The organism is Aureimonas sp. SA4125, assembly GCF_019973775.1.
In the GTDB taxonomy this organism is placed as follows: Bacteria; Pseudomonadota; Alphaproteobacteria; order Rhizobiales; family Rhizobiaceae; genus Plantimonas.
In genome coordinates this window covers 2,966,896-2,986,392 of record NZ_AP025032.1, presented here as the reverse complement: position 1 = coordinate 2,986,392, position 19,497 = coordinate 2,966,896, and the positions used below count along the sequence as shown (strand labels likewise).

Genomic DNA, 19,497 nt, shown 5'->3' with positions numbered 1-19,497 from the left:
AAGACGAGGGCGATCTCGCGCCGCGCTCAGACCTTCTCGGGCGCGGGGAGCGAAATGTCGACCAGGACAAGGCAGCCGTCGCCGCTGATGTCGACCATGTCCTCGCCCTCCAGCGCGACAAGGTCACGCGCCGCGATGGCAAGCCCCTTGCAGGCAAAGCTTCCCGAAACGACGTAGCCGAAGGTGATGTCCGCGCATTGGTGGCGGACGCCGTGGCGGTGGACGGTCACGCCTGCCGTCGCAAGGCCGCGTCCCGTCATGACATTCAGATCGCGCGACGGCCCGCGGACGTCCACCGCCTCGACATCTGCATCGCCGGAAAAGGCCACCGGCACCAGCGGCAGGATCGTCGCCGTCTCGCCCTCGTGCATGAGGTCGAATCCGGCTCCTTCGATGAGGACAAGCTGGCGATCGACGCCGGGCAACGACGAGAACGGTCCGGCCGCAACGACGTCCGCCACCGACAGCCGGTACAGGAGGCGCCCATCCGCGTCCTCCCGGCGCACCAGCTCGACTGTCATGCCCCTGCCGTTCGCCCAGGGCATCCTTGCATGATCCGTCGCTCCGATGACCGTTACCGCCATGTTCAGCCGCCCCCGAGCATGGGCAGGTTCAGGCCCTTTTCGCGGGCGCAGTCGATGGCGATGTCGTAGCCGGCATCGGCATGGCGCATGACGCCGGTGGCGGGATCGTTGTGGAGGACGCGGGCAAGCCGCCGGTCGGCATCCTCGGACCCGTCGCAGACGATGACCATGCCGGAATGCTGCGAGAAGCCCATGCCGACGCCGCCGCCATGGTGCAGCGAGACCCAGGTCGCGCCCGAGGCGGTGTTGAGGAGGGCGTTGAGGAGCGGCCAGTCGGAGACGGCGTCCGAGCCGTCGCGCATCGATTCCGTTTCGCGGTTGGGCGACGCGACGGAGCCGGAATCCAGATGATCGCGGCCGATGACGATGGGTGCCGTCAGTTCGCCGCTCCGGACCATCTCGTTGAAGGCGAGGCCGAGTTTGGCGCGGTCGCCGAGGCCGACCCAGCAGATCCGCGCCGGCAGGCCCTGAAAGGCGATGCGCTCCTGCGCCATGTCGAGCCAGCGGTGGAGATGGCTGTTGTCGGGCAGGAGCTCCTTCACCTTCGCATCGGTCTTCCGGATGTCCTCGGGATCGCCCGACAGCGCCACCCAGCGGAACGGCCCGACACCCCGGCAGAACAACGGGCGGATGTAGGCGGGGACGAAGCCGGGAAAATCGAAGGCGTCGGCAACACCCATTTCCTTCGCCATCTGGCGGATGTTGTTGCCGTAGTCGAGCGTCGGCACCCCTTGCGCGTGGAAGTCCAGCATGGCGCGCACATGCACGGCCATGGACTCCTTCGCCGCCCTGACCACGGCCTCCGGCTCCGAGCGCGAACGCTCGCGGTACTCGGCCCAGGTCCAGCCGATCGGCAGATAGCCGTTCAAAGGATCATGCGCCGAGGTCTGGTCGGTGACCATGTCCGGCCTGACGCCGCGCCGCACGAGTTCGGGCAGGATCTCCGCAGCATTGCCGAGGAGGGCGACGGACAGCACCTTCTTCTCCGCGCAGGCTTCGGTGACGAGGCGCAGGGCGTCGTCGAGATCCTTCGCCTGGACGTCGACATATTTTGTGCGGAGGCGGAAATCGATGCCGTCCTGGCGGCATTCGATGGTGAGCGAGGCCGCGCCCGCAAAGCTTGCCGCCAGAGGCTGCGCGCCGCCCATGCCGCCAAGGCCGGCGGTGAGGATCCAGCGGCCGGCGAGCGACCCGCCATAGTGCTGGCGCCCCGCCTCGACGAAGGTCTCGTAGGTGCCCTGCACGATGCCCTGGCTGCCGATGTAGATCCAGGAGCCAGCCGTCATCTGGCCGTACATCATCAGCCCCTCGCGATCGAGGGCGTTGAAGTGCTCCCAGGTCGCCCAGTGCGGCACGAGGTTGGAATTGGCGATGAGGACGCGCGGCGCATCGGCATGGGTGCGGAAGATGCCCACGGGCTTGCCGGACTGGACGAGCAGCGTCTCGTCCGCCTCCAGTGATTTCAGCGAGGCGACGATGCGGTCAAAACTCTCCCAGTCGCGCGCTGCCCGGCCGATGCCGCCGTAGACGACGAGCTCCTTCGGGTTCTCGGCGACGTCGGGGTCGAGATTGTTCATGAGCATGCGCAGCGGCGCTTCGGTCAGCCAGCTCTTGGCGGAGATCTCCGGACCGCGCGGGGCCCGGATCTCGACGTCGCGGTAGCGGGTATTGCTCATCATCTCGGCCATCCTGTAGAACTTGTATAGACAAGCTAGGATCAATTCCGGCGCTCTGTCAATGCAACGCGGTGGACCGGCATCCCGATCCGCCATCCTTTCACTGCGGCTGGTGGCGTCCCTGCAGCCGGTATCGTCCGCCGGGAATGAGCAGGCGAACCGAAGTGACGACGCGGTCGAAGGCAAGGGTTCGCCGGCGCATCAGAAGGCAGGGATCGGCGCGGCCGATCGACAGGAGCCGCGCCTCCCAGCTCGCCGGCAGTGTCGCCTCGATCTCGTGCTCGGCTTCGGTCCAGGCGACGAGAGCGGTGAGGAAAGCGTTGGGAGTCGTCTGCGTAAAGTCCTGGTCGATATAGGTGGGTGCGATGGCTGCGTTGACGTGGCGGTCCTCGAGCTGGACGGGCACGTCGTTCTCGTGGTGGACGATGATCGAGTGGAAGGCCGGATCGCCGACGGCGATGCCGAGTTCTTCGGCTACCTCGGGGGAGGCCTTGACGGCGTCGAGCAGGGTCACCACGGCGCGGTGGACATGTCCTCGTGCGGAAATTTCCTCGGCGATGTTCTTCACCTCGAACATGCTCGACTGGCCCTTGCCTTCGGCTACGAAGGTGCCGAGACCCTGGATTCGGACGAGAACGCCCTCCGCCGCCAGCTCCCGCACGGCCCGGTTCACCGTCATCCGGCTGACGCCGAGCGCGGCGACGAGTTCGTTTTCCGAGGCGATGCGGCCGCGCGGCTGCCACTCCCCCGAACGGATGCGGGCGGTGATCGCCTGCTTGACCCCGGCGTAGAGCGGGTTGTCTCCGTTTCGGATGAGGAAGGCGGCGCGCTTCTGGCTCATGACCCAGGCCGCTCGGGCCCGACCTCGATCAAACCACACGTCAAAAATGGCTTGCGCGAGAGAGCGGGCTGGATATGGTGCTTGTATATGTAAGCTGATGGGTTTCGCATGTCGCTTGTCTACCCCTCTTCGCTGTTCGCCGGAAGAGCGCTTCTCCGGGACGGCTGGGCTGGCGATGTGCGCCTCGACATCGGCGCCGACGGCCGGATCGCCGCAATCGCGGTCGGCGCCGAGCCTGCGGGTGCCGAGCGGGTGGCGGGGCCGCTCGTTCCGGCCATGCCCAACCTCCACAGTCACGCGTTTCAGTATGTCATGGCCGGCCAGGCCGAGGTTGCCGGCAGTTCGGCCGACAGCTTCTGGACCTGGCGCGATGTCATGTACCGCATCGCCGGCCTGCTTTCCCCGGAGGACGCGGGCGCTGTCGCGGCGAAACTCTATGTCGAGATGCTGAAGGGCGGTTATGGCGCGGTCGGCGAATTTCACTATCTTCACCATGCGGCGGGCGGCGGCGCGTATGACGACCCGGCCGAGATGTCGCTGCGCATCGCCGATGCCGCCCGCCGTGCCGGGATCGGCCTGACCCTGCTGCCGGTCTTCTACGCCCATTCCGACTTCGGCGGGGCGCCGCCGCAGGAAAGGCAAGCCCGTTTCGTCCATTCTCCGGATGCCTTTCTGTCGCTGCTCGAACGGCTGCGCACCGAACTCGGCACGACGGCGACGCTGGGTCTGGCCTTCCACTCCCTTCGCGCCGCGACACCGGGCGAGATGCGCGCGATCCTCGGCGCGGGCCTTGCCTCGGGGCCGATCCACATCCATGCCGCCGAGCAGACCGCCGAGGTCGAGGCCTGCCTCGCCTGGAGCGGCAGGCGACCGGTGCGCCTCCTCCTCGACGAGATCGGCGCGGGCAAGGGCTGGTGCCTGATCCACGCGACCCACCTGGAAGATGGCGAGGTCCGGGACCTTGCCGCCTCTGGCGCGGTGGTTGGCCTTTGCCCGGCGACGGAGGCCAATCTCGGCGACGGCATCTTCCCTGCCGAGGCCTATCTCGGCAAGGCCGGCAGCTTCGGCATCGGTTCGGACAGCCAGGTCGCGACCTCCGTCGCGGAGGAACTGCGGATGCTCGAATACGGCCAGCGGCTGCAGGCACGGCGGCGCAATGTTCTGGCCGGCGGTCCCGACCGGTCCACCGGCCGGCGGCTGTTCGACGCGGCGCTGGACGGCGGCGTCACGGCGCTCGGGGCGGCGTCCGGCGGGCGGATCGCCGTCGGTGCGCCAGCAAGCTTCACCGTTCTCGACGGCGACGACGCCTTCATCGCGACCTCGGAGGGCGACCGGGTGCTCGACCGGTGGATCTTCGCCCGTGGCAGCAAGGTCGTGCGCGACGTCATGGTCGCCGGCCGCTGGGTCATCCGCGACCGTCGCCATGCAAACGCGGAGGCGATCGACCGGGACTTTCGTGCAGCGCTCGATCGGCTGGCTTCAGCATGAGCGCGCGAAACCTCTGCAGTCTCTTTCCGGGGCGCGCCGGGCGGTCGTTCGGACAGGCTCGGCGCGGATGCGGCGCCGGGTTTGCGGCATCAAGTTGCCTCGGGCGCATGACGGCGTTTGAGGACAGGGCATGATCATCCTCGACACCGGGCTCGACTGGCGCGGCATCGTCCGTGTGGCGGGTGGGGAGGAGCTTTCGCTGTCCGCCGCGGCCTGGCAGCGACTTGCGGCCGCGCGCGACATCGTCGAGGCGATCCTTGATCGCGGCATCCGCGCCTATGGCGTCAATACCGGCGTCGGCGCCCTGTCCGACACGGTCGTCGACCGGGAATCACAGCGCCGCTTCGCGCGCAATCTCCTGATGAGCCATGCCTGCGGCGTCGGCGCGCCGCTACCCTCGGAGGAGGTGAGAGCCATCATCGCGGTTCAGGTGAACAATTTTGCACACGGACGCTCGGGCGTGCGCCCGGCCACGGTCGAGGCCATGCTGGGGCTGCTGTCGGGCGGTGTCGTCCCGGAAGTCCCCGGTCGGGGATCGGTCGGCTATCTCACCCACATGGCGCATATCGGCCTGGTGCTGATCGGCGAGGGCTTCGCCCGCATTGGCGACGAGCGCATGACGGGCGCCGGGGCGCTGGCCCGGATCGGTCAGGCGCCTGTCGTGCTGGAGGCGAAGGAAGGTCTCAGCATGGTCAACGGCAGTCCCTGCGCCACCGGGCTCGCGGCACTGGCGCTGGCGCGCGCCGAGCGCGTGCTCGATTGGGCCGACGCCCTTGCCGCGCTGTCGCTGGAAGCGCTGGGCGGGCAGACCTCGGCCTTCGACGAGGGGGTTCTCGCCGTCCGCCCCTCGGAGGGGCTTCAGCAGGTCGGGCGCAGCCTCAGGATGCGGCTTTTCGGCAGCGGCCTGATCGCGAGGGCGCTCGGCGCCCGGACGCAGGATGCGCTCAGCCTGCGCGCCATCCCGCATGTCCATGGCGCCGCTCGTGACGTTCTCGCCGTCACCGCCGCCGTGGTCGATCGTGAGCTTGCGGCGGTGACCGACAATCCGATGGTCTCCGGCACGGCCGAGGATCCACGTGTTCATTCCGAGGCACATGCCGTCGCGCCGGCTCTCGGTCAGGCGCTGGATTCGCTCGGCGTCGCCGTGGCGCAGGTCGCCGCCATGGCCGAGCGCCGCCTCGACCGGCTGATCAACCCGCTGGTTTCGGGACTGCCGCCCTTCCTCGCCCTCGACCCCGGCTCCGGTTCGGGCTTCATGATCGCCCAATACACCGCCCTTGGCCTCGTCTGCGAGAACCGCCGGCTGGCGGCGCCGGCAAGCCTCGACGGTGGCGTGACCTCCGGCCTGCAGGAGGATTTTCTCGCCCACGCCACGGCGGCCTCGACGAAATGCCTCGCCATCATCGACAATGCCGCGATGATCCTCGGCATCGAATATCTGGCAGGATGCGACGCGCACGATGCGCTGGGGGACGTGGCCGCGCGGGCTGCGGGTACGGAACCGGTCTACGCGCATCTTCGGGCCGCGATCGCCCGCTATGGCGACGATCGGGCGCTGTCGGGCGAGATGACGCGCGCGCACGACCTCATCGTCGCCGCGCCGCCGCCGGGCCATGCGCCGAGACAGGAGGGGCACGATGAGTGACAGGACCGCGCCGAGACCAACGGCTCCGACGGGCCGTCCTGCCCCCGGTTCCACGCCTGCCAACACGTCCGCCGACACGCTGTGGACGAATGCGCGCCTCGCGACGCTCGACCCGGCGCTGCCGGGCCTTGGCATCGTCGAAGATGGCGCGATCGCCGCCCGCGACGGCCGCATCGTCTTCGTCGGCGCGCGCGCCGACCTTCCCGTGGATTTCGCGGCGACGACCGTTGTCGATCTCGGCAGGCGCTGGGTAACGCCGGGGCTGATCGACTGCCACACCCACCTCGTCCACGGCGGCGACCGGGCGCTCGAATTCGAGATGCGGCTGGACGGGGCGAGCTACGAGGCGATCGCCGCGGCCGGCGGCGGGATCCTGTCGAGCGTGCGCGCCACCCGCGCCGCCAGCCGCGAGGACCTCGTCGCCTCGGCGCTGAAGCGGCTCGACGCGCTTCTCGCGGAAGGCGTGACCACGGCCGAGGTGAAGTCGGGCTATGGTCTCGACGCCCGGGCCGAGCGCACCATGCTGGAAGCCGCGCGCGACCTCGGCAGGCATCGACCCGTCCGGATCGCCACGACCTATCTCGGCGCACATGCCCTGCCGCCGGAATATGCCGAGGACCGTCAAGGCTATCTCGATCTTGTCTGCGATACGGTCATGCCCGACCTCGCCAAATCAGGCCTCGTCGATGCGGTCGATGCCTTCTGCGAGGGCATCGCCTTTTCGACCGATGAGGTTGCGCGGGTCTTCGCCGCTGCCGAAGTGCTGGGCCTGCCGGTCAAGCTGCATGCCGACCAGCTCTCCGATCTCGGCGGCGCGGGGCTCGCGGCCGAATTCGGTGCGTTGTCGGCCGATCATCTGGAATATACCAGCGACGCGGCCGCCGCGGCGATGGCCGCTGCCGGCACCGTCGCGGTGATCCTGCCCGGCGCCTTCTACGTGCTGCGCGAGACGCAAAAGCCGCCGATCGAGGCGTTTCGCCGCTTCGGCGTGAAGATGGCGGTGGCGACCGACTGCAATCCGGGAACGGCGCCGATCACCTCCTTGCTCACCACCATGAACATGGCCGCCACCTTCTTCCGCATGACGGTGGAGGAGTGCCTTGCCGGCGTCACGCGCGAGGCGGCGCGGGCACTGGGCATGCTCGCCGACATCGGCACACTGGAGCGCGGCAAATCCTGCGACCTCGCCATCTGGGACATCGAGCGTCCCGCCGAACTCGTCTACCGCATCGGCTACAACCCGCTGCACCAAAGGATCTTTCAAGGCCAATGACCAAGCTTCTCACCCCCGGCGCCGTCAGTCTCGCTGACTGGCGCGCGATCTATTTCGGCGCGTCCGTGCACCTCGATCCCGCCTGCCGCGACGGAGTCCTCGCCAGTGCCGCCACCGTCGCGGCGATCGTCGCCAAGGGCGAGCCGGTCTACGGAATCAACACCGGCTTCGGCAAGCTCGCGACCGTGCGCATTCCCGATGCCGACCTCGCCCGGCTGCAGGAGAACATCGTCCTGTCGCATGCCGCCGGCGTCGGCGAGCCGCTGGCGGTGCCGGTGGTCCGGCTGATCCTGGCGATGAAGCTCGCCAGCCTTGCCCGCGGCGCCTCGGGCGTGCGCTGGGAGACGCTGCAGGCGCTGCAGGCATGTCTCGACAACGATCTCATTCCCGTCATTCCCGGCCAGGGCTCGGTCGGCGCCTCGGGCGACCTCGCGCCGTTGGCGCATCTGGCCGCCGTACTGATGGGCGTCGGCGAGGCGATCCTGAGGGGCGAGCGCATGCCCGCAACCGAGGCGCTGGCCAAGGCCGGCATGACGCCTTCGGCCTTTGGCCCGAAGGAGGGGCTCGCCCTCCTCAACGGCACGCAGGTCTCGACCGCCCTGGCGCTGGCCGGCCTGTTCGCGGCCGAGCGCGTGTTCCAGTCGGCGCTGGTGACCGGGGCGCTCGCGACCGATGCCGCGCGCGGCTCGGACGGCCCCTTCGACCCCCGTATCCATGCGCTGCGCGGCCACCGCGGCCAGATCGAGGTGGCCAAGGCCCTGCGCGGCCTGATGGCCGGAAGCGCGATCCGGCAGTCGCACCTGGTCGGCGACAGCCGCGTGCAGGATCCCTACTGCCTGCGCTGCCAGCCGCAGGTGATGGGCGCCTGCCTCGACCTCTTGCGCCAGGCGGCCGCGACGCTCGCCATCGAGGCGAACGGCGTGTCGGACAATCCGCTGGTCTTCGCCGAGACCGGCGAGGTCATTTCCGGCGGCAATTTCCACGCCGAACCGGTGGCCTTCGCCGCCGACATGATCGCCATCGCGCTTTGCGAGATCGGGTCGATCACCGAGCGGCGCATCGCCATGCTGGTCGACCCGGTGCTGTCGGGCCTGCCGGCCTTCCTGACGGCGACGCCCGGTCTCAACTCCGGTTTCATGCTGCCGCAGGTGACGGCCGCCGCGCTCGTCTCGGAAAACAAGAGTCGCGCTTTTCCCGCAAGCGTCGATTCCATCCCGACATCGGCCAACCAGGAAGACCATGTCTCCATGGCGACGCACGGCGCGCGGCGCCTCGGGCCGATGGCGATGAACGTCGCCCATGTCGTCGGCATCGAACTCCTGGCGGCCGCGCAGGGCTGCGATTTCCACGCGCCGCTCACCTCCAGCCCGCTGCTGGAAGCGGCGCGCAGGGTGATCCGGGCCGAGGTGCCGATGCTGGGCGAAGACCGCTATTTCGCGCCCGACATGGAAAAGGCGACGGCGCTCGTCGTCAGCGGCGCGCTTGCCGCCGCCGGTGGGTCACTGCCCGGCGTCGTCGCGATCCCGGCATGAGCGACTTCGATGTCGCCGTCATCGGCCTCGGTGCCATGGGCAGCGCCGCGGTCGCGCATCTGGCGGAGCGTGGCGTGCGGGTCATCGGCTTCGAGGCCGCGTTCCCGGCGCATGCGCTCGGCTCATCGCACGGCGATACAAGACTGATCCGCCTCGGCTATTTCGAGGATCCGGCCTATGTGCCGCTGCTGCACCGCGCCTACGCCAACTGGCGGGCGCTGGAAGCGGCGAGCGGCGCCGACATCCTGACCGTCTCCGGCATCCTGCAGATCGGCCGACCGGAGAGCGGCATCGTCGCCGGTACCATCGCCTCCTGCACACTGCATGGTCTTTCGCACGAGGTTCTGGATGCCGCCGCGAGTGCCGTGCGGTTCCCGGCGGTGCGCCTCGAGCCGGACGAGGTCGCGGTGCTGGAGCCGCAGGGAGGCTTCCTCCGGCCCGAGACCGCGGTCATGGCGCATCTGAGAGTGGCTACGGGGGCAGGGGCCATGCTGCGGCTCGGCGAGAAGGTCACCGCAATCGAGCCGGACGATGCGGGCGTGACCCTCGTTTCGGATCACTCGCGCGTCCGGGCGCGGAAGGTGATCGTCGCCACGGGCCCCTGGATCGCGGACCTCGTCCCGGCGCTGGCGGGCATCGCCCGGCCGATCCGCCAGGTGGTCGCCTGGTACACGCCGCGCGATGGCGTATCGGCGACACTCGGGCCGATGCTCCCCTTCCTCCTCGACGAGGCGGAGGGCGGATCCTTCTTCGGCGTGCCCGCGCTCGGGCCGGACGGGCTGAAGGTCGGCAAGCACGCCCATTTCATGGAGCCGGTGGATCCCGACCAATCCAATCCGCCGGTCAACGAAGCGGACCTTGCCATGCTCGACGATTTCGTCGCACGGCGCATTCCGGTGGCAGTGGGCCAGCGGCGGGCGGCGATCACCTGCCGGTACACCATGCTGCCGGGCGAGGACTTCCTCCTCGACCACCTTCCGGGCGAGCCGCGGATCGTCGTCGCCTCGCCCTGCTCGGGCCACGGCTTCAAGTTCGCCAGCGTCGTCGGGGAGATCCTGGCCGATCTTGCGATGAACGGCGGGACGTCGCTGCCGATCGACGCGTTCTCCTTCGCCGCACTGGCGGGAAAGAAGGGCTGACGTCCCGGGGGCCGCTGCCGGGCGCTCCGAGGTCTTTGGTCAGGCGGGCGGTGGGGCGGCCACCGGGTGGAGCGGCTCCCCCGTCTCCTCGAAGGCGGTGATGTTGGCGATCGTCGTCTCCGCAATGGCGCTCAGCGCCTCGGCGGTGAAAAAACCCTGGTGGCCGGTGATGAGGACGTTCGGAAAGGTCTGCAGGCGCGCGAAGACGTCGTCGCGGATCACCTGGTCGGACAGGTCCTCGAAGAAGAGATCCGCCTCCTCCTCGTAGACGTCGAGGCCGAGATGGCCGATCGCGCCATCCTTGAGGCCCTCGACGACGGCCCGGGTGTCGATGATGCCACCGCGGCTGGTGTTGATCAGCATCACGCCGCGCTTCATCGCGGCGATCGCATTGGCGTCGATGAGGTGGTGCGTCTCGGGCGTCAGCGGGCAGTGCAGGCTGATGATGTCGGATGTCGCGATGAGTTCGGCGAGGGGCACGTGAACGGCGCCGAGCGCGGCCGTTGCGGGATCGGGGTAGGGGTCGTAGGCGAGCACCCGGCAGCCGAAACCGAGCATGATGCGGATGACGCCGAGGCCGATGCGCCCGGTGCCGACGATGCCGACCGTGCGGCCGTGGAGGTTGAACCCCATCAGCCCGTCGAGCGCGAAATTGCCCTCCCGCACACGCGAATAGGCGCGATGGATGTTGCGGTCGAGCGAGAGGATCAGCGCCACCGTGTGCTCGGCGACGGCTTCCGGCGAATAGGCCGGGACGCGTGCGACGGCGATCCCGGCCTCGCGGGCGGCGGCGAGATCGACATTGTTGAAGCCAGCCGAGCGCAGCGCCACGAGCCCGACGCCAAGGCGCTGGAACTCGGCAAGGACGGCGGCGTCGACCGTGTCGTTGACGAAGGCGCAGACCGCACCGGCGCCCTGCGCCAGAATGGCGGTGGCCGGGGAGAGATGCGCCTCGAGATAGCGCAGGCGATGGCGCGACGCGCCGGCGGCGTCCAGAAACGTGCGGTCGTAGGGCTTGGCGCTGAACACGGCGACGTCCATCGGGGTATCCTCTCAAAGCGTGGCGTGCGCCTTTGGCGTCCCGGCGACGCGGCCGGATGATACCGCGCCGCACCATGGGACGGTTGTGGCATGCGCGCTCAAGCCGGCCAAGGGGCATGGCTCGGCATGATGCGCGGGAGCGCGGACAAGGGAATGCGCGGGAGGATGCGGTCTGCCGAGATTCGGTCAACGGCACGCATTCCGTGCATAGAAGGCCACGATAGCAGAGCTTGGCAAAACGGGTGTGACACCTCGCGACTGGTGGTGCCCCGGGTCGCCGCAGGCCGCATCATTGCCAGACGACCTGCCGACTTCCTCGTTCCCAGAAATTCCATCCGTCTCAGAGTGTATTCTGCGCCTTGCCGATAATCTGTTCCAGATCAGGTGGATATCTCGAGAGATCCACTTCGGTTCGACAGCGTGTGATTGCAGTCGGTGCGAAGACTTTCTTGAAATGCAACCAAAGGGGCGCCCGGGATCCAACCTGTCATCCAATGTTCATTGTACATGAGACGGACGATCTCCTAGTTCGGCGGCAGCCAGATCCCCTTGGGAAGAATGGCTTCTCTTTCAACCCTAGGAGGTGTTTCATGCTGACGAAGACCCTTTGCGCGGTCAGCGCTTTCGCGCTTTCGGCGACGCTTTCGACTGCCGCCCTGGCGGCCCCTGTGAAGATCGATTTCTGGTACGGCAACAGCGGCGACATCTCCAAGCGCGTGCAGGAGCAGTGTGACCGCTTCAACCAGAGCCAGGCCGACTATGAGGTCGTCTGCACCAGCCAGGGGACCTACGACGCCTCGCTGCAGAACACGATCGCCGCCTTCCGCGCCGGCCAGCAGCCCGCCATCGCCCAGGTCTCCGATGCCGGCACGCTCGACATCATGCTGTCGGGCGCCTTCTACCCGGTCAACAAGCTGATGGCCGACAACGGCTACACGGTCGACTGGAACGACTATTTCTCCGGTATTTCGAGCTATTTCGCCACGTCTACGGGCGAGATGTACTCGATGCCCTTCAACTCCTCGACGGCGCTGCTCTACTGGAACAAGGACGCCTATGCCAAGATCGGCAAGGACCATGGCCCGGCGACGTGGGAAGAGGCTGCGGCCGACTTCAAGGCGCTGAAGGAGGCCGGCTATGCCTGCCCGCTCGGCTTCAACATCTCGCGCGACGAGGTCTGGCAGTATGAGGAGCAGTTCCTCGCGGTCCACGGCGAGGCGAACGCCACCAAGGGCAACGGCTATGGCGGCCTCGACGCCGAAATGGCCTTCAACAAGGGCAAATGGGTCCAGTTCGTCCGCGACTGGAAGTCCTGGTACGACGCCGGCTACGCCGTCCTGAAGTCGAAGGAGACAGGCCAGACCTTCGTCGACGCCTTCGCCGCCGGCGACTGCCAGACGATCCTGTCCTCGGTCGGCGACCATGGCGGCATCGGCCGCAGCGCCAAGGAAGGCCTGAACTGGGACGTCGCCATGCTGCCCGTCTACGAGGGCACCGAGCGCAAGAACTCGCTCGTCGGCGGCGCCTCGCTCTGGGTCATCGCCGGCAAGAAGGACGAGGAATACAAGGCCGCCGCCGCCTTCCTCAATTTTCTCGCCAAGCCTGAGGAAGCGCTGACCTGGTCGACGGTCACCGGCTATATCCCGGTCCGCCAGTCCGGCTTCGACTACCTGCAGTCGCAGGGCTTCTATGACAAGGCGCCGTACAAGGGACGCGAGCTCGCCATCAAGAGCCTGACCTTCACGCCGCCGACCGACGTCACCCGTGGCCAGCGCCTGGGCGGTCTCCTCCAGATCCGCCAGGAAATCTCCAACGGCCTGCAGGCGATCTTCATCAACAATGCCGATGTCCAGTCCTCGCTCGACGAAGCCGCGACCCGCAGCAACGCGATCCTGCGCCGCTTCGAGCAGACCTATGAGGGCAAGCAGCTGCCGTAAGCCTGTCGGCAAGTACGAAACGCTCCGGGGCCCCTGGCTCCGGAGCGACATGCATGGCACCGGGCGGGACTGAAATGGAAAAACGCGTCACATTTTCGGCGACCGGAACCGGGCTCCTCTTCGCCCTGCCGATGATCCTTTTGATCTTCGTCTTCTTCTACTGGCCGACGGGACAGGCGCTCTACTGGGCGTTCACGCTGGAACAGCCCTGGGGCGGGGGCAACACGTTTGTCGGCTTCCAGAACTTCCGGCAGCTTTTGAGCGACTCCGTCTACTGGAACTCGATCGGCAAAAGCATGGTGTTCAGCTTCGGCTCGACCGCCCTGGCAATGGGTATCGCCCTGACGCTTGCCTTGATCGCCGACCGGGAACTGGCCGGTCACCGCCTCTACAAGTCGGTGCTGATCTGGCCCTATGCCATCGCCGCGCCGGCGCTCGGCCTTGCCTTCAGCTTCATCCTCGCGCCGCAGGCGGGCCTCCTGTCCTCGATCAACTCCGTCTGGCCGGGCCTCTGGAACCCGGCGCTCGATGGCAAGGACGCGATGATCGCCATCATCGTCGCCTTCGCCTGGAAGTACATCGGCTACAACTTCATCTTCCTGATGGCCGCGCTGCAGGGCATACCGCGCGCGCTGACGGAGGCTGCCGCCATGGACGGCTCCGGACCCTTCCGGCGCATGCGCGACATCCAGCTGCCGCTGCTGACGCCGACGCTGTTCTTCCTTCTCGTGATCAATATCACCGAGAGTTTTCAGGACTCCTTCGGCATCGTCGACATCATGACCGGCGGCGGGCCGGCGAGGGCGACCGAGCTCATGGTCTACAAGATCTATTTCGACGGCTTCAAGGGCCTCGACTACTCCGGCGCCGCCGCCCAGAGCATCATCCTGATGATCCTCGTGATGGGCCTCACGGTCGTCCAGTTCCGCTTCATCGAGCGGCGCATCCACTACAAGTGAGGCCGAGATGATCGAACGCTCCCCCGTCTTCGACGCCGTCTGCCAGGCGATCCTCTTCCTCGGCCTCTTGATCGCGGTGACGCCTTTCGTGATCGTCCTGATCGCGGCGACGCACGACATCCGCGCGGTCAACGAAGTGCCGATGCCGCTCATGCCGGGCACGCATTTCCTCGACAACATCGCGGCGGCCTGGGTCCGCGCCGACCTCGGCACGAAACTGTTCAACAGCTTCGTCTTCGCCGCCACCGTCGCCTTCGGCAAGGTGGCGCTGGCGTCGATGGCGGCCTTCGCTATCGTCTACTTCCGCTTTCCCGGCCGGATGCTGATCTTCTGGGCCGTCTTCGTCACGCTGATGCTCCCGCTCGAAGTGCGCATCGTGCCAACCTACGCGGTGGCCGCAAACGCGCTGCAGCCCTTCCAGGCGATCCTCGACGTCACCGGCCTGACCTGGCTGATCGCGCAGCTCTCCGGCATCACCGTCGACCTGCACTGGGGCCTCCTCAATTCCTATACCGGCCTTGCGCTGCCGCTGGTCGCCACCGCCACCGGCACGTTCCTCTATCGCCAGTTCTTCCTGACGCTGCCGGACGAACTCGCGGAAGCCGCGAAGATGGATGGGGCTGGCCCGGTCAGGTTCTTCTTCCAGATCCTGTTGCCGCTCTCGAAGGCCAACATGGCGGCGCTGGCGACGATCATGTTCGTCTGGGCCTGGAACCAGTATCTCTGGCCGCTGCTCGTCACGACGGACCCGAGCTTCGGCACGGCGGCGACCGAACTGAAGGAGCTCATCCCGGCCAAGGAGGGTGTGCCGGAATGGCAGATCGCGATGGCCGGGACGCTGCTCGTGATGCTGCCGCCGCTCCTCGTGATGATCGCCATGCAGCGCTTCTTCGTCCGCGGCCTCGTCGCCACCGACAAGTAATTCGACCGGCAAGCCCCTTTCGACCGACTAGAGGAGGCCGCATGGCCGATATCGCGATCCGCAACGTCCAGAAGAGCTACGGCGCGACCGCCGTCGTCCACGGCGTCGACCTCGACATCAAGACCGGCGAATTCGTCGTCATCCTCGGCCCATCCGGCTGCGGCAAGTCCACGCTGCTGCGCATGGTCGCGGGTCTCGAAAGCATTACCGCCGGCGAGATCGCCATGGACGGGCAGGTGGTCAACAAGCTCGAACCGCGCGAGCGCGGCTGCGCCATGGTGTTCCAGAACTATGCGCTCTATCCGCATATGAGCGTGGCGGAAAACATCGGCTATGCGTTGAAGGTCGCCGGCGTCGGCAAGGTGGAAAGGGCGGCGCGCATCCTGGCCGTCGCCAAAACCGTCGGCCTCGAAGATTTCCTGGACCGCAAGCCGATGCACCTCTCCGGCGGCCAGCGCCAGCGCGTCGCCATGGGCCGAGCGATGATCCGCGAGCCGAAGGTCTTCCTGTTCGACGAACCCCTGTCCAATCTCGATGCCAAGCTGCGGGTGACCATGCGCGCCGAAATCCGTCGGCTGCACAAGCGCCTCGGCGCCACCTCGATCTTCGTCACGCATGACCAGGTCGAGGCGATGACGCTCGCCGACCGGCTGGTGGTGATGAATGCCGGGAAGATCGAGCAGGTCGGCACGCCCGCCGAAGTCTACGGCCAGCCGGCGAGCCGTTTCGTCGCCAGCTTCATCGGCGCACCGCCGATGAACCTCGTCGACGGCCAGGTCGTCGCGGCCGGCCGCTTCCAGATCGACGAGCATCGTTCGCTTCCGCTTGGACAGGGCGCGCCGGAAGCCGGCGCCAAGGTCGCGATCGGCATCCGGCCCGAGCTCGCGCGTCTCGTCGCCCCGGGGACCCCGGAGAGCCTCGAGGCAACCGTCGACTTCATCGAGGAGCTCGGTGCCTCGCGCGTCGTCCATGCCGATCTCCACGGCCTGTCCTTTGCCGTCCTCTTCTCCGAGCCGACCATGCTGGCCGCCGGCGACACGGTCGGGATCGTCCTTCCGGCCGAGCACCTTCACTACTTTTCCCGCGAGACCGGCCGGCGGATCGAGCGCACCGCGCCGCAGGCCGCTGCCACCCAGCTACAGGAGGCCTGAATGGCCGTGATCACGCATGTCGGCTTCAACGTCACCGCCGGCGACGGCGACCTGACGCGCCTCGAACAATCGCTGGCCCAGATCGCGGACCTCGGCGCCGACGTCGCCGAACTGTCGCTGTTCGGGCACGACCTCATCGCCGGCGGGCGGGTGATCGAGGGGAGGGCGAAGGCGCTTGCCGAGATCTGCGCGAAGTTTCCGCTGCGCTATACCGCGCACGGCCAAATCGTTTCCAACTTCATGGACCCGGTCAATCTCGACCGCCACAAGGCGGTTGCAGGGGCGATGCTGGAACTCTGCGAGCGCGTCGGCGCAACCGTCCTGGTGCAGCATTGCGGCAGTTCCATCATCGGCACCGCCCCCTACCGCCAGGCCGTCGACCGCATGGAGCGCGAGGCGCTGGCCGAGATGGCGGAAATCGCCAAGGGGCGGGGCGTGCGCATCGCCTTCGAGAACATCTTTGCCGTCAAGCCCGACGAGTACCGGCAGTCGCCCGCCGAGATCGCCGAGACGGTGCGCGCCGTCGCTCATCCGAACCTCGTCGGCCTCATCGATTTCGGCCATGCCTATATCGAGGGAACGCGTCTCGGTCTCGACTGGCGCGAGGAGGTCCGCACCATGGCGCAAGTCACGGGGCACCTGCACCTCCACGACAATTTCGGCCTGCCCTACACGATGAGCGAATTCTTCCATCCGAGCGAATCCGTCGCGCTCGGCATCGGCGATCTGCATCTGCCGCTCGGTTGGGGCGACATTCCGTTCGACGACATCTTCGCCGAGATAGACATCCTGCCGGGGACGGCCCTGATCATGGAAATCGGCGAGCGTTTCGCGACCGAGCGGGCGGAGAGCCTGGATGTCGCCCGGCGTCTTGCCGCGACGATCAATGCCCGCGGCGTTGCCGCCGCAGCCTGAGAGAGAACGACATGCCCCTTCGCCAGCTGATCCGGCTATCCGTCGCCGAACTCGCAGTGCCCTCGCCCTCGGTGCTGGCCGAGGCCGAAAGGGTGGAGAACAGCATTGCCGAGCACCATCGGCTTGCGGCCCGCGTCTCCGCCTTCGGGGCGATCGAGCAGCGGCAGGCCGAGGGCGCGTCGAAGCGCGGGGGTTTCCGTGCGGCGGCATGGAATGCCGAGCGGCTGAAATTCCATGCGGCGTCGGTGGCGATGCTGACGGAGGTCGATGCCGACGTCATCTTCCTGACCGAGGCCGATCTCGGCATGGCGCGCTCCGGCAACCGGCACACGACGGCCGAACTCGCAGAAGCGTTGGGGATGGGCTACGCCTATGGCGTCGAGTTTCTGGAGCTCGGCCTCGGCGACGCGCGCGAGGAGGCCGAATGTGCCGGCCGGACGAACGCCGTCGGCTTCCACGGCAATGCCCTCCTCAGCCGCATGAAACTTGCCGATCCTTTCCTCGTTCGGCTCGACGACGGGGCGATCTGGTTCCTGGGTGCCGAAAAGGGCCAGCGCCGCCTGGGCTGGCGCATGGCCATCGGCGGCCGCATCGAGACGAGCGGCGGACCGGTTCTCGTCGTCTCGGTCCATCTCGAGAGCAAGACCGATCCGGCCGATCGGGCCGCGCAGGTGAAGCGGCTGCTCGGCCATCTCGAAACGCTCTCGGCCGGCATGCCCGTCGTCATCGGCGGCGATTTCAACACCAAGCCGCTCTTCTGCGAGGACACCGGCTGGTTCGACGATCCGTCGGCTCTGGAGCCGCTGTTTTCGCTGATGGGTGAGGCCGGCTTCGAGTGGCGCACCGCCAATCGTCCCGAGATCACCACCCGCACGCGGCCGGACGGCGATCCGAAGCCGCCGCACAAGCGTCTCGACTGGCTGTTTGTGCGGGGCCTCGCCGCCGCCCATCCGGCGACGGTCGCGGCAGTGGACGCCGAGGGCAAAGCGATTTCGGACCATGACCTCGTGGTCGCCGATTTCGGCAGGTAAGAGCGACACGCGCGGCAGAAGTCGGCGACGACGCGGAACCATGTCGCACACGCGTCGGTTTTATCCACAATTCCCCCAGGGCATGCGTGGCCGGCGCCCGAATGTCCTCATTGAAGCGAGGGATGCATCCGATGTCGCGCACTCCCACACCCAACGACGGCATGACGCGCAAGGAACTCGACATCGGCGACAGCGATCTGTCGCTGGACCCGATCGGCCTCCTCGATGAACCCGAGAGAGAGGAGGAAGAGGTCGATGTCCTGCCGGGAGATCCCGCCGAGATGCTCGACCGCTGCCTCGACCCGGCGCGGGACTCGGACGGCCCTGCGAGCCCAGGCGTTCCGCCAAAGGGACGCGCGTCCTAAAGCACCTGGAAACCCCGCGCGAACGGGTCGTGGTCGTCGATGAAGATCGTGTTGTAGCCGGTCGTGCGGGCCCAGCCGGCGATCGAGGGAATGATCGCCCTTAGGCCGCCGACTTCTGCCTCGGCCTCCACCCGTCCCTTGAACAGGGAGCCGATGATGCTCTCATGGATGAACGCGTCTCCCACCCCGAGCCTGCCCTTGGCGGCCCATTGCGCGATGCGGGCGGAGGTGCCGGTGCCGCAGGGAGATCGGTCGATCGCCTTGTCGCCGTAGAAGACGGCATTTCGCGCCGTGGCTTCCGCGACGGTGGGCGCGCCCGTCCAGAGGATATGGCTCAGACCCTGAATCTCGAGCTTTTCCGGGTGAACGAAGCTGTAGCGCTCGTTCAGCGCCCGGCGCAGCGGGCCCGACAGATGCACCAGCTGGCCGGCGGAAAAGTCCGCCATGTCGCGGAAATTCGGCTGGCCGTCGACGATGGCGTAGAAATTGCCGCCATAGGCGACGTCGACGGTCAGAGGCCCGAGGCCCGGGCAGTGGATCTCGAGCCCTTCCGAATGCAGGAAGGCCGGAACATTGGTCAGCCTCACCTCCTCGATGAACTGCCCCTCCTGCCGATAGGTCGCGACGACGAGGCCGGCCGGCGTGTCGAGCCGGAGAACGCCCGGCTCCTTCGGCGTGACGAGGCCGTGCTCCAGCGCCATGGTGACGGTGCCGATAGTCCCGTGCCCGCACATCGGCAGGCAGCCGGAGGTTTCGATGAAGAGGATGGCGACGTCGCAGTCGGGGCGGGTCGGCGGATAGAGAATGGAGCCCGACATCATGTCGTGGCCGCGCGGCTCGAACATCAACCCGGTCCGGATCCAGTCGAACTCGGCGAGGAAATGCGCGCGCTTCTCGATCATCGTCGTGCCGACAAGGTTCGGCGCGCCGCCGGAAACGAGGCGAACCGGATTGCCGCAAGTGTGGCCGTCGATGCAGAAGAAGCTGTGGCGCGCCAT

Annotated in this window: 17 protein-coding genes; 12 read left to right on the top strand and 5 right to left on the bottom strand. The window is 67.6% G+C overall.

The window, feature by feature from the left end; genetic code table 11:
- Positions 1-26: 26 nt before the first annotated feature.
- The 3 genes from Sa4125_RS14055 to hutC all read right to left on the bottom strand — a co-directional run bounded on the left by Sa4125_RS14055 (position 27) and on the right by hutC (position 3,101).
- Positions 27-584, bottom strand: a complete 558-nt coding sequence (locus Sa4125_RS14055; protein WP_267461332.1) for a HutD family protein — start codon at positions 582-584, stop codon at positions 27-29.
- 2 nt (positions 585-586) lie between these two features.
- Complete coding sequence (gene hutU, locus Sa4125_RS14050) at positions 587-2,260, bottom strand: urocanate hydratase (protein ID WP_224007811.1); 1,674 nt, start codon at positions 2,258-2,260, stop codon at positions 587-589.
- A gap of 100 nt (positions 2,261-2,360) precedes the next feature.
- Positions 2,361-3,101, bottom strand: a complete 741-nt coding sequence (gene hutC, locus Sa4125_RS14045; RefSeq protein WP_223998700.1) for a histidine utilization repressor — start codon at positions 3,099-3,101, stop codon at positions 2,361-2,363.
- 108 nt (positions 3,102-3,209) lie between these two features.
- Here hutC and hutF point away from each other — a divergent pair, with 108 nt between their 5' ends.
- The 5 genes from hutF to solA all read left to right on the top strand — a co-directional run bounded on the left by hutF (position 3,210) and on the right by solA (position 10,178).
- The gene (hutF, locus tag Sa4125_RS14040) at positions 3,210-4,589 is read left to right on the top strand and encodes a formimidoylglutamate deiminase (RefSeq protein ID WP_223998698.1); all 1,380 of its coding nucleotides are present in this window, start codon (positions 3,210-3,212) and stop codon (positions 4,587-4,589) included.
- A 130-nt stretch (positions 4,590-4,719) separates the two neighbouring features.
- The gene (gene hutH, locus Sa4125_RS14035; RefSeq protein ID WP_223998696.1) at positions 4,720-6,234 is read left to right on the top strand and encodes a histidine ammonia-lyase; all 1,515 of its coding nucleotides are present in this window, start codon (positions 4,720-4,722) and stop codon (positions 6,232-6,234) included.
- Positions 6,227-7,507 (top strand): imidazolonepropionase, encoded by a 1,281-nt coding sequence (gene hutI, locus Sa4125_RS14030; RefSeq protein ID WP_223998694.1) that lies wholly within the window; start codon positions 6,227-6,229, stop codon positions 7,505-7,507. The genes hutH (Sa4125_RS14035) and hutI overlap by 8 nt, the downstream gene beginning before the upstream one ends.
- A complete protein-coding gene (gene hutH / locus Sa4125_RS14025) occupies positions 7,504-9,039 on the top strand; it encodes a histidine ammonia-lyase (RefSeq protein ID WP_223998692.1) in 1,536 nt (511 codons plus the stop codon). Before hutI ends, hutH (Sa4125_RS14025) begins: the two co-directional genes overlap by 4 nt.
- The gene (gene solA, locus Sa4125_RS14020) at positions 9,036-10,178 is read left to right on the top strand and encodes an N-methyl-L-tryptophan oxidase (RefSeq protein WP_223998691.1); all 1,143 of its coding nucleotides are present in this window, start codon (positions 9,036-9,038) and stop codon (positions 10,176-10,178) included. Before hutH (Sa4125_RS14025) ends, solA begins: the two co-directional genes overlap by 4 nt.
- Before the next feature lie 39 nt (positions 10,179-10,217).
- Here solA and Sa4125_RS14015 read toward each other — a convergent pair whose 3' ends face one another.
- Positions 10,218-11,219, bottom strand: a complete 1,002-nt coding sequence (locus tag Sa4125_RS14015) for a 2-hydroxyacid dehydrogenase (RefSeq protein ID WP_223998690.1) — start codon at positions 11,217-11,219, stop codon at positions 10,218-10,220.
- A gap of 590 nt (positions 11,220-11,809) precedes the next feature.
- Between Sa4125_RS14015 and Sa4125_RS14010 the strand changes: the two genes are divergently transcribed.
- The 7 genes from Sa4125_RS14010 to Sa4125_RS13980 all read left to right on the top strand — a co-directional run bounded on the left by Sa4125_RS14010 (position 11,810) and on the right by Sa4125_RS13980 (position 18,499).
- Positions 11,810-13,156, top strand: coding sequence for an extracellular solute-binding protein (locus Sa4125_RS14010; protein ID WP_223998689.1), 1,347 nt, complete (start codon positions 11,810-11,812; stop codon positions 13,154-13,156).
- 74 nt (positions 13,157-13,230) lie between these two features.
- Complete coding sequence (locus tag Sa4125_RS14005; protein ID WP_223998682.1) at positions 13,231-14,115, top strand: sugar ABC transporter permease; 885 nt, start codon at positions 13,231-13,233, stop codon at positions 14,113-14,115.
- Between the two features lie 7 nt (positions 14,116-14,122).
- Positions 14,123-15,037: an ABC transporter permease subunit gene (locus tag Sa4125_RS14000; RefSeq protein ID WP_223998680.1), complete on the top strand. Its 915-nt coding sequence runs from the start codon at positions 14,123-14,125 to the stop codon at positions 15,035-15,037.
- 41 nt (positions 15,038-15,078) lie between these two features.
- The gene (gene ugpC / locus Sa4125_RS13995) at positions 15,079-16,188 is read left to right on the top strand and encodes a sn-glycerol-3-phosphate ABC transporter ATP-binding protein UgpC (RefSeq protein ID WP_223998678.1); all 1,110 of its coding nucleotides are present in this window, start codon (positions 15,079-15,081) and stop codon (positions 16,186-16,188) included.
- Positions 16,189-17,103 carry a sugar phosphate isomerase/epimerase gene (locus tag Sa4125_RS13990; RefSeq protein WP_223998676.1) on the top strand — a complete coding sequence of 305 codons (915 nt, stop codon included), beginning with the start codon at positions 16,189-16,191 and terminating at the stop codon, positions 17,101-17,103. It begins immediately after the preceding gene.
- Between the two features lie 11 nt (positions 17,104-17,114).
- Positions 17,115-18,134, top strand: coding sequence for an endonuclease/exonuclease/phosphatase family protein (locus Sa4125_RS13985; protein ID WP_223998674.1), 1,020 nt, complete (start codon positions 17,115-17,117; stop codon positions 18,132-18,134).
- Between the two features lie 131 nt (positions 18,135-18,265).
- Positions 18,266-18,499: a hypothetical protein gene (locus Sa4125_RS13980; protein WP_223998673.1), complete on the top strand. Its 234-nt coding sequence runs from the start codon at positions 18,266-18,268 to the stop codon at positions 18,497-18,499.
- On the opposite strand, the gene Sa4125_RS13975 is transcribed toward Sa4125_RS13980, so the two are convergent.
- Positions 18,496-19,497 (bottom strand): 4-hydroxyproline epimerase, encoded by a 1,002-nt coding sequence (locus Sa4125_RS13975; RefSeq protein WP_223998670.1) that lies wholly within the window; start codon positions 19,495-19,497, stop codon positions 18,496-18,498. The genes Sa4125_RS13980 and Sa4125_RS13975 overlap by 4 nt on opposite strands.

What these genes read in the sequence shown, in the direction of transcription:
- Sa4125_RS14055 (WP_267461332.1), bottom strand. Translation starts at nt 584, where the DNA reads ATGGCGGTAACGGTCATCGGAGCGACGGATCATGCAAGGATGCCCTGG.
- hutU (WP_224007811.1), bottom strand. Translation starts at nt 2,260, where the DNA reads ATGAGCAATACCCGCTACCGCGACGTCGAGATCCGGGCCCCGCGCGGT.
- hutC (WP_223998700.1), bottom strand. Translation starts at nt 3,101, where the DNA reads ATGAGCCAGAAGCGCGCCGCCTTCCTCATCCGAAACGGAGACAACCCG.
- hutF (WP_223998698.1), top strand. Translation starts at nt 3,210, where the DNA reads ATGTCGCTTGTCTACCCCTCTTCGCTGTTCGCCGGAAGAGCGCTTCTC.
- hutH (WP_223998696.1), top strand. Translation starts at nt 4,720, where the DNA reads ATGATCATCCTCGACACCGGGCTCGACTGGCGCGGCATCGTCCGTGTG.
- hutI (WP_223998694.1), top strand. Translation starts at nt 6,227, where the DNA reads ATGAGTGACAGGACCGCGCCGAGACCAACGGCTCCGACGGGCCGTCCT.
- hutH (WP_223998692.1), top strand. Translation starts at nt 7,504, where the DNA reads ATGACCAAGCTTCTCACCCCCGGCGCCGTCAGTCTCGCTGACTGGCGC.
- solA (WP_223998691.1), top strand. Translation starts at nt 9,036, where the DNA reads ATGAGCGACTTCGATGTCGCCGTCATCGGCCTCGGTGCCATGGGCAGC.
- Sa4125_RS14015 (WP_223998690.1), bottom strand. Translation starts at nt 11,219, where the DNA reads ATGGACGTCGCCGTGTTCAGCGCCAAGCCCTACGACCGCACGTTTCTG.
- Sa4125_RS14010 (WP_223998689.1), top strand. Translation starts at nt 11,810, where the DNA reads ATGCTGACGAAGACCCTTTGCGCGGTCAGCGCTTTCGCGCTTTCGGCG.
- Sa4125_RS14005 (WP_223998682.1), top strand. Translation starts at nt 13,231, where the DNA reads ATGGAAAAACGCGTCACATTTTCGGCGACCGGAACCGGGCTCCTCTTC.
- Sa4125_RS14000 (WP_223998680.1), top strand. Translation starts at nt 14,123, where the DNA reads ATGATCGAACGCTCCCCCGTCTTCGACGCCGTCTGCCAGGCGATCCTC.
- ugpC (WP_223998678.1), top strand. Translation starts at nt 15,079, where the DNA reads ATGGCCGATATCGCGATCCGCAACGTCCAGAAGAGCTACGGCGCGACC.
- Sa4125_RS13990 (WP_223998676.1), top strand. Translation starts at nt 16,189, where the DNA reads ATGGCCGTGATCACGCATGTCGGCTTCAACGTCACCGCCGGCGACGGC.
- Sa4125_RS13985 (WP_223998674.1), top strand. Translation starts at nt 17,115, where the DNA reads ATGCCCCTTCGCCAGCTGATCCGGCTATCCGTCGCCGAACTCGCAGTG.
- Sa4125_RS13980 (WP_223998673.1), top strand. Translation starts at nt 18,266, where the DNA reads ATGTCGCGCACTCCCACACCCAACGACGGCATGACGCGCAAGGAACTC.
- Sa4125_RS13975 (WP_223998670.1), bottom strand. Translation starts at nt 19,497, where the DNA reads ATGGCGCGCCACAGCTTCTTCTGCATCGACGGCCACACTTGCGGCAAT.